At 44.4% G+C, this 11,567-nt stretch carries 9 protein-coding genes; 7 read left to right on the forward strand and 2 right to left on the reverse strand.

What is annotated here, in order from left to right:
• Nucleotides 1-148 precede the first annotated feature (148 nt).
• From trhO to FK220_RS07365, 7 genes are all read left to right on the forward strand, one after another.
• Nucleotides 149-1,180, forward strand: coding sequence for an oxygen-dependent tRNA uridine(34) hydroxylase TrhO (trhO, locus tag FK220_RS07335; protein WP_152573594.1), 1,032 nt, complete (start codon nucleotides 149-151; stop codon nucleotides 1,178-1,180).
• A 166-nt stretch (nucleotides 1,181-1,346) separates the two neighbouring features.
• Complete coding sequence (locus FK220_RS07340; RefSeq protein WP_152573595.1) at nucleotides 1,347-2,564, forward strand: PSP1 domain-containing protein; 1,218 nt, start codon at nucleotides 1,347-1,349, stop codon at nucleotides 2,562-2,564.
• Nucleotides 2,557-3,039 carry a gliding motility lipoprotein GldH gene (locus FK220_RS07345; protein WP_152573596.1) on the forward strand — a complete coding sequence of 161 codons (483 nt, stop codon included), beginning with the start codon at nucleotides 2,557-2,559 and terminating at the stop codon, nucleotides 3,037-3,039. The genes FK220_RS07340 and FK220_RS07345 overlap by 8 nt, the downstream gene beginning before the upstream one ends.
• 5 nt (nucleotides 3,040-3,044) lie before the next feature.
• Nucleotides 3,045-5,384: a transglycosylase domain-containing protein gene (locus FK220_RS07350; protein WP_152573597.1), complete on the forward strand. Its 2,340-nt coding sequence runs from the start codon at nucleotides 3,045-3,047 to the stop codon at nucleotides 5,382-5,384.
• 41 nt (nucleotides 5,385-5,425) lie between these two features.
• Nucleotides 5,426-6,127, forward strand: a complete 702-nt coding sequence (locus FK220_RS07355) for a CoA transferase subunit A (RefSeq protein ID WP_152573598.1) — start codon at nucleotides 5,426-5,428, stop codon at nucleotides 6,125-6,127.
• 53 nt (nucleotides 6,128-6,180) lie between these two features.
• On the forward strand, nucleotides 6,181-6,834 hold the full coding sequence (locus FK220_RS07360; protein WP_152573599.1) for a CoA transferase subunit B: 654 nt from the start codon (nucleotides 6,181-6,183) through the stop codon (nucleotides 6,832-6,834).
• A gap of 598 nt (nucleotides 6,835-7,432) precedes the next feature.
• Nucleotides 7,433-7,966 carry a GNAT family N-acetyltransferase gene (locus FK220_RS07365; protein ID WP_152573600.1) on the forward strand — a complete coding sequence of 178 codons (534 nt, stop codon included), beginning with the start codon at nucleotides 7,433-7,435 and terminating at the stop codon, nucleotides 7,964-7,966.
• Between the two features lie 91 nt (nucleotides 7,967-8,057).
• Here FK220_RS07365 and FK220_RS07370 read toward each other — a convergent pair whose 3' ends face one another.
• Nucleotides 8,058-10,709 (reverse strand): T9SS type A sorting domain-containing protein, encoded by a 2,652-nt coding sequence (locus FK220_RS07370; RefSeq protein WP_152573601.1) that lies wholly within the window; start codon nucleotides 10,707-10,709, stop codon nucleotides 8,058-8,060.
• A gap of 438 nt (nucleotides 10,710-11,147) precedes the next feature.
• Nucleotides 11,148-11,567 (reverse strand): T9SS type A sorting domain-containing protein (locus tag FK220_RS07375; protein WP_152573602.1); only part of this gene is annotated, 420 nt, incomplete at its 5' end.

Below are 11,567 nucleotides of genomic sequence, written 5' to 3' on the forward strand. Positions count from 1 at the left end.
CCCGGAACTGGAATGAAGGTGCGGTCGAAGGGGATGTACTTTAATCTGATGGACCACCCAACAGCCTATCGGTGCCCAGGAATTGTGTTGATTATTTGTATCTTTGCCTTCTTTTTAAAACAGTCCTTAACGTAACTATTCGTATAGCATGCAACTGTACAATACCTTAAGTGCAAAGGAGAGGGAAGCGCTAATCGAAGCGGCAGGCAAGGAACGCCTTACTATCTCTTTCTATAAATATGCACATATCGGCAATACGTCAATTTTCAGAAACCATCTTTTTATACATTGGAACGCATTGGATGTCCTCGGTCGTATCTACGTAGCGAAAGAGGGTATCAATGCCCAGCTGTCGGTTCCTGCGGAAAATTTCGAAGCGCTTAAACACCATTTGGACAGTATTTCCTTTTTGGAAAATGTGCGTTTGAACATCGCCATTGAACAACATAACAAATCGTTCCTTAAATTAAAGGTGAAGGTCCGGAAAAAAATTGTTGCCGACGGGCTCAACGATAGCACCTTTGACGTAACCGACAAAGGCATTCATGTAGGGGCGGAAGAGTTCAATGAATTAATTGAAGACCCCGATACCGTGCTGGTCGACATGCGCAACCATTACGAAAGCGAGATTGGGCATTTTAAAAATGCCATTACCCCCGATGTGGATACTTTTCGGGACTCTTTGGACATCATTGAAAAAGACCTGGAAGCCCATAAGGAGGACAAAAAGCTGGTGATGTACTGTACCGGCGGCATTCGCTGCGAAAAAGCAAGCGCGTATTATAAGCACAAAGGTTTTAAACAGGTATATCAATTGGAAGGCGGCATCATCGATTATGCGCGGCAAGTTGAAAAAAGAGGGTTGGAGAATAAATTCCTTGGCAAGAACTTTGTTTTTGACCACCGACGTGGCGAACGCATTACCGATGTGGTGATTTCAAATTGCCATCAATGCGGGAATCCCTGTGACACCCACGTAAATTGTGCCAACGAGGCCTGTCATTTGCTGTTTATCCAATGTGAGACCTGCGCCGCAAAAATGAACGATTGCTGTTCCGACCATTGCAAGGAAATTCATGCGTTGCCCTATGAAGAGCAAAAACGACTGCGCAAGGGAAAAGGCGCCAGCAACAAAATTTTTAAAAAGGGCCGTTCTCCGGTACTAAAGTTTAAAAAGTAACATCCGTCAATCGCCAAGCCGACCTCCTGCCGACCGCCTGGATAACTTTCTTTCCAAACCAAATTATACTATCTTTACGTTTAAGTTTAGTATGAACCTTTTTTGGTCAATGTCGTTCGGACCGTCTATCGTCCGCTAGCGATTGAGCCAAACCAAGATATAAAATATGGGTTGTAGCAGTTGTTCGACCGGTAAGGACGGACAACCTCGTGGGTGCAAGAACAATGGTACTTGTGGCACGGATGGTTGTAATAAATTAACTGTTTTTGATTGGCTTTCCAATATGTCGCTTCCGAATGGCGAGAAACCCTTTGACTGTGTCGAGGTGCGTTTCAAGAACAGTCGAAAAGAGTTCTTCAGAAATACCGATAACCTTTCATTATCAATCGGTGATGTGGTGGCTACACAGGCCCAATCAGGGCACGATGTAGGCATGGTCACTTTGGTCGGGGAGCTGGTTAAAGTTCAAATGAAGCGGAAGAAAGTCGATTTTAAAGATGAATCGCTTTTCAAAGTATATCGAAAAGCATCCCAGAGCGATATCGACAAATGGCAGAAATGCCGAGGACGGGAAGAGGAAATCAAAAAGCGTGCCCGGGAAATGGCCATACTTTTAAATCTTCAAATGAAGATTTCGGATGTGGAGTTTCAAGGCGATGGTTCAAAGGCTACCTTCTACTATACAGCGGAGGAGCGTGTTGATTTCAGGCAGTTGATAAAAGACATGGCCAAGGCTTTTTCGATCCGGATCGAGATGCGACAGATCGGGTATCGCCAAGAGGCACAACGGTTGGGCGGTATCGGGTCCTGTGGGCGCGAACTATGTTGTTCAACCTGGTTATCCGATTTTCGCTCTGTAAGTACTTCTGCCGCCCGCTATCAGCAGCTTTCATTGAATCCGCAAAAATTGGCCGGCCAATGTGGCAAACTCAAATGCTGTTTGAATTATGAGCTCGATACCTATTTGGAGGCTCTAAAGGACTTTCCTTCACAAGACACCAAGCTGTACACCGAAAAAGGGGTCGCTTTTTGTCAAAAAACAGATATTTTTAAGGCGACGCTATGGTTCTCTTACAAAGATGATCCCGCCAATTGGCATACGCTATCCAAAGAGCAGGTACAGGAGATTTTAGCAAAGAACAAAAAGAAGGAAAAAGTAGCAAGCCTGGAAGAATATGCAGCCGATAATAGCGTTATAAACGAAAAAGTGGCATTCGAAAATGTAGTTGGTCAAGACAGCCTAACACGATTCGATCGCCCAAAGCGTGGTCGCAATAAAAGAAATAGGAACAAGAACAGGAACCGAAATAGAAACAGGAATCAAAAAGGGAACCAAAATAAGTCTCGTAACAGCAATAAAAAAAGGCCCGCTAAAAATGCGTAAAATAGTATTCATTGGTATCCTGACGGTAACTTTGTCTTCTTGTGACGACACCCTCGTAAAATCTGAATTCACTGCCATGGGCGGGGCGGTTTGGGAAAAAGAGAATACAGTCGAGTTCACCTTCTCTGAGATGGATTCGACCATGCGGTACGATATGTTTATCAATATCAGAAACGACAATACTTTTCCTTTTAACAATCTTTTTTTAATCGCTGAACTCAGTTCGCCCACGGGGGAGACGACAAGGGATACCTTGGAATACCAAATGGCACAGCCCGATGGCACTTGGTTGGGAAAAGGATACGGTAGTATCAAAGAGAATAAATTGTGGTTTAAGGAGAACATCGGTTTTCCGGAATCTGGCGTATATACCTTACGAATCGCCCATGCGATGCGCAAAAATGGAAGTGTGAACGGGATCGAGCACTTAGAGGGGATAACCGATGTTGGGTTCGAAATTGTAAAAAGTAACTAGTAAATATGGGGAAAGCGACAAAGAAGAAAGCGGCACCTAGCTTTGGAAAGTATATTAAGGGGTTTTGGATACTGTTTGCTAGCGGAATCCTGGCTGGAGGACTCCTATTTCTATTGGCCTCCTGGGGTGTTTTTGGGGAGATGCCTACGTTTGAGCGGCTCGAGAATCCCCAGACCAATCTGGCCACTGAAATCATTTCGGCCGACGGGGAGACCTTGGGGAAGTTTTATTTGGATGATAACCGTACACCCGTGCCGTTTGAGGAGCTGCCACAGAATTTGGTAGATGCTTTAGTGGCAACCGAGGATGCCCGGTACTTTGAACATTCGGGCATCGATGCGAGAGGAACCGTGAGGGCACTGGTCTTTTTGGGTTCAAAAGGAGGGGCAAGTACCGTAACGCAGCAGCTTTCAAAATTACTTTTTACAAAAAGACCATCCGGGGGAGCCGTTGGAAGGGTCATTCAGAAAGCGAAGGAATGGGTGATAGCCACTCGATTGGAAAGACAGTATACCAAAGAGGAGATTATCGCGATGTATTTAAACCAGTACGATTTTGGGTATGCAGCCGATGGTATTCGTTCCGCAGCTAAAATCTATTTCGGTAAGGAGCCGAATGAGTTAAAGACCGAGGAATCGGCCATGTTGGTAGGAATGCTGAAAAATTCTTCCTACTATAATCCAATTCGCAGGGAAGAACTTGTTTTTAACCGTAGAAATACGGTTTTGGGTCAGATGGCCAAATACGGCTATCTTTCAGAACAGGAAAGCGATTCGCTTCAGGCGCTGGAAATGGACCTTAATTTCAGTCCGGAGTCCCACAAGGAAGGTCTCGCTACCTACTTCAGAATGTACGTACAGGGGTTTATGAATGATTGGATTAAAAAGAATCCAAAGCCCGCCCTGGAAGGCGAACGGGATAAATGGAATATCTATCTGGATGGATTGAAGATTTACACCACTATTGATTCCCGAATGCAGAAGAATGCCGAGGATGCAGTGAATCAACATATGAAGAATCTTCAGGCAGAGTTCTTTCACCAGAACACACCAGACCGTAATAAGACCGCGCCTTTTTTGGAATTGGAACAAAGCCAGATCAACAGTATTATGCGACGGGCCATGAAGAATTCGGACCGTTGGCGCGCTATGGAGCGAGCCGGAAAATCCGAAAAGGAGATCGAAGCCTCTTTTAACGAAAAGACCGAGATGACGGTTTTTGACTGGAACAGCGAGTCCCAGGAAAAAGATACCGTCATGACCCCTATGGACTCCATTCGCTATTACAAGACCTTTCTCCGAGGCGCCATGCTATCGATGGAACCACAAACTGGGCATGTAAAGGCATGGGTCGGTGGTGTCGATTACAAACATTTTCAATACGACAACGTGTTTCAGGGAAGAAGACAGGTAGGCTCTACCTTTAAACCTTTTGTCTATGCGGCGGCCATTGATCAACTACGGCGTTCCCCATGCGACTCCCTGCCAGACACCCAATACTGTATCGAGGCAGAGAAACATGGGAATCCCGAACCGTGGTGTCCCAAGAACTCCAGCGGAAAATACTCGGGTAAAAACTATACCCTTAAAGCGGCTTTGGCCAATTCGGTAAATACAGTTACGGCCCAACTGATCGATCAGGTGGGACCCAAGTCGGTCGTTTCCATTGTTCGAAACCTTGGTTTGCAAGGGGAAATACCCGAAGTGCCTTCAATTGCCCTGGGCACGCCCGATTCCAATCTGTACGAAATGGTCGGGGCCTATGGTACCTTCGCCAATCAAGGAGTATTCGTAAAACCGGTCATGGTTACCCGAATCGAGGACAAAAACGGTACCGTTCTTTATGAGTACGTCCCGGAGACCAAGGATGTACTGAGCAAGGACGTCGCCTATGCCATGGTCGACTTGATGAAAGGGGTGACCGAAGGGGGCTCGGGAACCAGATTAAGGCATTCCTACCAAAAGAACAATACGGTTTATAAAGAGATCATAACGGGATATCCGTATGAATTGACCAATCCGATTGCCGGTAAAACGGGAACAACCCAGAACCAGAGCGACGGTTGGTTCATGGGCATGGTACCTAATTTAGTGACCGGTGTTTGGGTCGGTGGCGAGGAAAGATCTGTGCATTTTAAGTCGATTTACTACGGTCAAGGAGCTTCGATGGCGTTGCCCATATGGGGCCTTTACATGAAAAAGAACTACGAAAATGAGGAACTCGGTGTCTCCAAGGAGGATTTTGTCAAGCCCGATGATCTATCAATTAAGGTAGACTGTGATAAGATAAGGGAAGAAATTCAGCAGGCCGATCCCGAAGACGATCTAGACGATATTGGAATTTAGAAACGTGTTTCAGGAAAAACTAGCGCTATAAATCAAAAGATATGATTCGCAAGACGGTAAGTACTGTTCAAGAAGCCTTAACGGGAGTTCAGGATGGAATGACCCTGATGTTGGGTGGTTTTGGGCTCTGTGGTATCCCGGAGAACGCCATCTCCGAGCTGGTGAGGTTGGGTGTAAAAGACCTCACCTGTATTTCAAACAATGCGGGGGTCGATGATTTTGGCCTCGGTCTCCTATTGCAGAAACATCAAGTCAAGAAGATGATTTCGTCCTATGTGGGGGAAAACGATGAGTTCGAACGCCAGATGCTTAGTGGCGAGTTGGACGTAGAATTGACACCCCAGGGAACCCTGGCGGAGAAATGTCGCGCTGCCCAAGCCGGTTTCCCCGCATTTTATACACCTGCCGGTTACGGAACTGAAGTCGCGGAGGGTAAGGAAACCCGCGAATTCAATGGTAAAATGTATGTGCTTGAGGAGGCCTTCAAAGCCGATTTTGCTTTTGTAAAGGCTTGGAAAGGCGACGAAGCCGGAAATCTCATCTTTAAGGGAACCGCGAGAAATTTTAATCCATGTATGAGCGGCGCGGCAAAAATTACCGTAGCCGAGGTAGAGGAATTGGTGCCGGCAGGTAGTCTGAATCCCAATGAAATACACGTGCCGGGAATTTTCGTCCAACGTATTTTTCAGGGAAAGGATTATGAGAAGCGTATTGAACAACGAACGGTTCGCAAACGGGACTGAGTGATATTGATTGATTTTTCAAAGTGCTCCATCACAATTTCAAAAGTACCATCATGTTAGATAAGAACGGAATAGCAAAGAGAATCGCCAAAGAGGTCAAAGATGGCTATTATGTGAACTTAGGAATCGGTATTCCTACCTTGGTCGCCAATTTTGTGAGAGACGATATCAGTGTGGAATTCCAGAGCGAGAACGGGGTATTGGGGATGGGGCCTTTTCCATACGAAGGAGAAGAGGATGCCGATATCATTAACGCGGGAAAACAAACGATTACCACCATGCCAGGAGCCTCTTTCTTTGATTCTGCAACGAGTTTTGGAATGATTCGGGGTAAGCACGTAGATCTAACCATTTTGGGAGCAATGGAAGTAGCCGAAAACGGCGATATCGCCAATTGGAAAATACCAGGAAAGATGGTAAAAGGAATGGGAGGCGCCATGGACCTTGTCGCTTCTGCCGAAAATATCATCGTAGCTATGATGCACACCAATCGGGCAGGTGCATCAAAACTTCTGAAAAGATGCACGCTACCGTTGACAGGGGTCGGCTGTGTAAAAAAAATCGTCACCAATTTGGCAGTGTTGGAGGTAACCGAAAAAGGATTCAACTTATTGGAAAGGGCTCCCGGTGTGAGTATTGAGGAAATTCAAAAAGCGACCGAGGGCAATTTAATCGTTCAGGGAGAAATCCCGGAGATGGAGTTATAAGCCCTTGTATGGTTGGCCTTACCTCTTTCGTAGAACGACCTAGGCCTCTTGATGACCGGTCATCGATGCAGTTCGTCGAAAAAACCAAACCGTTCGTATTTCTTACCACATAATACAAGGGTTTCACAACAATAATTATGTGTTACCCCCTGTTGTATCGTACTTTTACAATGTAAGAAACAAAGACATCCCAAGTCGAACCACTTAATCCAATTACTATGGAAGCCCAAATGAACCACGCACCTACACGGGAAGAAATACAAGTATACAAAAACGATTTTTTCAGTGGCATGGTAATGCTTATGCGAAAACTATTTATGTTATAGGCCAGACAAACTGGTAAAGAATTGAGAAGAGCGACTACCCCAAAGGTCGCTCTTTTTTTATTGACACCCCGGACTCCCATATCGTAATCCAATTTTATGCTGATAGGTACTAATCCAGTTCAACCGCGTATTTGATTAGCGGTGGCAAAGCTGGCAAGGGTCGGTTGAGTGAACCCTGTTCTATGCACCGGAGTCGTTTTGTCGGATATGCCATTTTTCTAGGTTTGGCCCCTAGTCCAAAACCTTTTATTTTTAGGGCATACAGAATCGATATGTCAGCCTGTCTTCAAAAATGTACCTTGGATTCGCTCGGCGAACTTGTTGAGATCTCGAAAAAAACTTTTGCGGACGCCTTTGAAGCTGCCAATGACCCTGAGGATTTTAGGAACTATTTGGATTTTGCATTCGATACGGTCAAACTCGAAAGCGAACTTACCAACCCGAATTCCGATTTTTATTTTGTTTATCAAAATGGAACGTTGGTCGGCTATTTTAAGCTGAACCAAAACGATGCCCAAACCGATGTGGGGCTTCCCGAGTCAATGGAACTGGAGCGTATTTATGTCTTGGAGCCCTTTCAAGGTCAAGGAATCGGCGAATGGATTTTGGAAGCGGTTAAGAAAATCGCTTTGACCATGGGAAAGGAATTCATTTGGCTGGGAGTTTGGCAAAAAAACCGCGCAGCTATCACTTTTTATGAGAGACATGGATTTATCAAATTTGGCACCCATCCATACTATATTGGCAAAGACAAACAGACCGATTGGTTGATGCGGGTAGCTTTGGACAACCTCGGTTGTGTTTGAGGTTGCCCAAAAATTTTCAACTACCATTTTAACTGTATGGAGGAGAACCCTGTCTAAGGATTAAAAACCGAAAAAGGTATTTACCGATCCACTAATTTTCCCTAAATACTACATTCTTAAAGTAGCTTATCTGTGAAGCTCCATTGTTGTCTTTGTCACCAGAAAAGACCAGGTACTTGAAATTTCCTGTAAAGAATTCTCCCACAGGAATGGAGAAGGAGACCCACTCGTTACCGGAGTACGTTTTGTAGGTTTGTTTTCCATAGCTACTCTGGGTACCTGCAAGTTGGAAAAACCGTTGACCGTCAGAACCGTTGAGCACATTATCATTATCGAATCCAATGCCATGAATCTCCCCTTCTCCGGCAACCATAAGGTCGAACTCAACTACCGTGTTGGGAGTGATGGTATAGTCAAGCGCTGTCTTTTTCCAGGCATTACCTACAAGCTTCAATTTGCCATCGGAGTCCTGTAATTCAAAGGAACCTGAGTCCTGTTGAGCTGGATCATAAGAGCTCATATTGAAATCCACAAGAGAACCACCGCCACTATTACCAGAGGTGCCTTCCCTGAACCTGATGTTCCTGAAGTAACTTTCCTGATTGGCACCGTTACTGTCCTTATCCGCGACAAAGATTATATTATCGAAGTTGCCGGTAAAGAATTCTCCCACGGGAATGGAGAAGGAGTGCCACCCGTTACCAGAGTAGGTTTTGTATGTTTGTTTTCCAAAGTCACCCTGGGTACCTGCAAGTTGGAAAAACCGTTGACCGTCAGAACCGTTGAGCGCATTATCATTGTCGAATCCAATGCCATGGATCTCCCCTTCTCCGGTAACCATAAGGTCGAACTCAAGGATAGAATTCGGGGTCACGTTATGGTTTATAGGTGACTTTTTCCAGGCGTTGCCCTTTAATCTCAGCGTGTTGCCGGAGTCCATTATCTCCATAGATCCAAGGTCTTGCGAAGAATCGTATGCACTTACTGGCATGTCGGAACCGTTTATTTTTAGCATTGTAGTCCCAGTACTTTCTTCTTCTGCCACTATGGTCTCAAAACCATGCCAATCCTTTGCCAAGTAAGCCAAGTAGGCATCAAGGGCACTGTATCTATTCGCTGCACTTGTTTGGGTTTGGTCAACATTGAATTCATTAAACTTATAAATGGATAATATATCGGTAGGGCGAAGGTCTCTTCCATTCAGGGCTTCCCACTCGTCTGACATTCCATCCTTATCAGAATCTTTATAAGCGGTTCCGTTGGATATACTTGGATAGCCTCCAGCAGCAGAGGTGCTTGATTTCAGTCCTCCAGTTCTATTTTTTACTTCATAGATGATTCTTTCATCGACCGCATCGCGTGTTAAAGAACTTCCCACATCGGACAGAACATAGGCTTCTACTTCATTGACCGGCATAGGAACTATCCCAGAATCAAATATTGGGGAACTCTGAAGATAGGGGCTTATATTTGATGAAACGGAAACTTTACTGCCATCCAGAACATTGTCATCAATATAGGCTTTGGTCAAGCCTATTTTCCCATTGGTGGATGCCTCCAATCGTATGGTTTGGAGGGCAGTGCTAACTTTTGGGTCTGTTTTGTATACGTTGCCTATAATATCGAAATGGTTTTCATAGGTAGGAAGGGTTCCATAGCTAAACCCATAAACAACATTGTTTATCATCTCAAAATTAGCATTGCTGGTAGATGACCTTATATTGCGTTCTCTCATGTGCGTGAGTAAATTCTTTTGTATACTAACATTTTTGGTGTTTTTATAGAGTAAAAACCCCATTCCACTTCCAATATTCTCCCCAATAATGGAATTTTGAACCGTAACGTTGGAAACATTATCACCATTATAAATGGCACCAATAATAAACACTTTATCGACGCCCCATGTCACCGATACATGGTCGAAAATTATATTGCTGATGTCTGTGCCATAAGGAGTGACCCTTACCGCATTCACATTGCTTCCTGATACATTGCTTCCGGGCCTTATTCTTAAATGCCTAACTATCACATTCGATGCCGACACCCTCAATTCCGCCCCTTTTATGGTAATCCCACCACCTGGCGCGGTCTGCCCTGCAATTGTAACATTCCCTGAACCTGAAGGGATTGAAAGATAGGAACTGCAATTGATTGTTCCTCCGACCTTAAAGACGATGGTTCTGGTCCCTGTCATTTTAAGGGCCTCACGCAGGCTTCCGGGGCCACTATTATTCAAATTGGTCACTTCAACGACAATTCCCCCTCTACCACCGGTTGTATTCTTGCCGAAACCTTCGGCAGATGGGAAAGCTTTTTTAACACTCGAACCTACTATAACGCTGCTCTTTGCGGTGGCCTTTACAGAAGTAATCCCATTATCTTTAAATAATGGGGGTGTGGAAGAATTTGAATAGATCGTATTTTGACCATTATGGTCGATGATCAATTTTGAGGTCAACCTTTCAGTAGCAGTGTTGACCGCAACAATGTACATCCCATCAGGGATGTTGGAAGTATCCATTGAAATTGTTGACTTACCCTTGGTTTCGGTAAGATGTTGAACTGTTCTTCCATCCATTTGCATGATGGAGATTTCAGAAGGGACCAGACCTTTATCTAGTTGAACGTTTACATGCTCATTGGCCACATTGGGATAGAGTATGATTTTTTGGGACGGGGGATTTTGTGCCAGACCTTGGTACATAAATGCACACAAGGCAACCAGCAATAAGCTGTGCTTCATTTTAGAAATTAATAAGTAGTTATAAAAAAATTGAAGTACCTGTAGGGTACATGGTAAGATGTGGTTTGGGGGACATCTTTGGGCCTACAAACGAGACAAAAAGCAAATTGTTGTATTTTATCGAAAAAAAATTCATTTAATCGATAAAATACACTGCGCTATGTTAAAAAAAACATGTAACAGTTTTGGTTGGAGGGAAAAAAGCGTGAAATCAATTTCGAAATTCGTTTTGGGTTCAACACCAAAAAAATGAATGCCATATAGGATGGGGAATGGACAATTCAAATCCTGTAACATTTGACAAGGACACCCAGGCAAACTATGGCATGCCAAACCTACGACACTAGAAAAGATGAATAAGGAGATTGGCTGATGCGGTTTGATTTTTAAAAAGCCCGTTCCTTAAATCAAACGGGCTTGAAAAACAATGTCAGGGTTTTATTCCTTGATGATTTTTATCGTGGTTTCCTTGCCTTTTTTACCCGATAAGTGCAATAGATATATACCATTTTGTAAACCTTGTAATGAAATTGAAAGAGCGCGTTCCCCCTTATTGATTGTACCTTTTTCTACCAGACTACCATTGACGCTAAAAAGATTATAGGAAGTGAATTCCATTTCTGAAGGCAAAGTTATCCTTACCAGGTTGGTTCCTGGATTGGGGATTGCTTGTACTTCTGTTACCTGGTCTTTAGATATTTCCATACCATTTAGATAGGCCGTCAGAGAGCTACCTCCTATTTTCTTGAACGATAGGTTGTCGTAGAGGGCGTGCCCGGCGTCGTTGCTGAAGGCGTTGGCGTACAGGAGTATGTAGAGTTGGGAGGGTCCCTGCGGCACGGCGAACTGTTGTGATCG

Origin of the sequence: Pelagihabitans pacificus (assembly GCF_009371985.2) — a bacterium.
Classification (GTDB): domain Bacteria; phylum Bacteroidota; class Bacteroidia; order Flavobacteriales; family Flavobacteriaceae; genus Pelagihabitans; species Pelagihabitans pacificus.

Bases quoted from the DNA above. Each gene is read 5' to 3' on its own strand.
- trhO (WP_152573594.1), top strand. From the start codon at position 149: ATGCAACTGTACAATACCTTAAGTGCAAAGGAGAGGGAAGCGCTAATC.
- FK220_RS07340 (WP_152573595.1), top strand. From the start codon at position 1,347: ATGGGTTGTAGCAGTTGTTCGACCGGTAAGGACGGACAACCTCGTGGG.
- FK220_RS07345 (WP_152573596.1), top strand. From the start codon at position 2,557: ATGCGTAAAATAGTATTCATTGGTATCCTGACGGTAACTTTGTCTTCT.
- FK220_RS07350 (WP_152573597.1), top strand. From the start codon at position 3,045: ATGGGGAAAGCGACAAAGAAGAAAGCGGCACCTAGCTTTGGAAAGTAT.
- FK220_RS07355 (WP_152573598.1), top strand. From the start codon at position 5,426: ATGATTCGCAAGACGGTAAGTACTGTTCAAGAAGCCTTAACGGGAGTT.
- FK220_RS07360 (WP_152573599.1), top strand. From the start codon at position 6,181: ATGTTAGATAAGAACGGAATAGCAAAGAGAATCGCCAAAGAGGTCAAA.
- FK220_RS07365 (WP_152573600.1), top strand. From the start codon at position 7,433: ATGTCAGCCTGTCTTCAAAAATGTACCTTGGATTCGCTCGGCGAACTT.
- FK220_RS07370 (WP_152573601.1), bottom strand. From the start codon at position 10,709: ATGAAGCACAGCTTATTGCTGGTTGCCTTGTGTGCATTTATGTACCAA.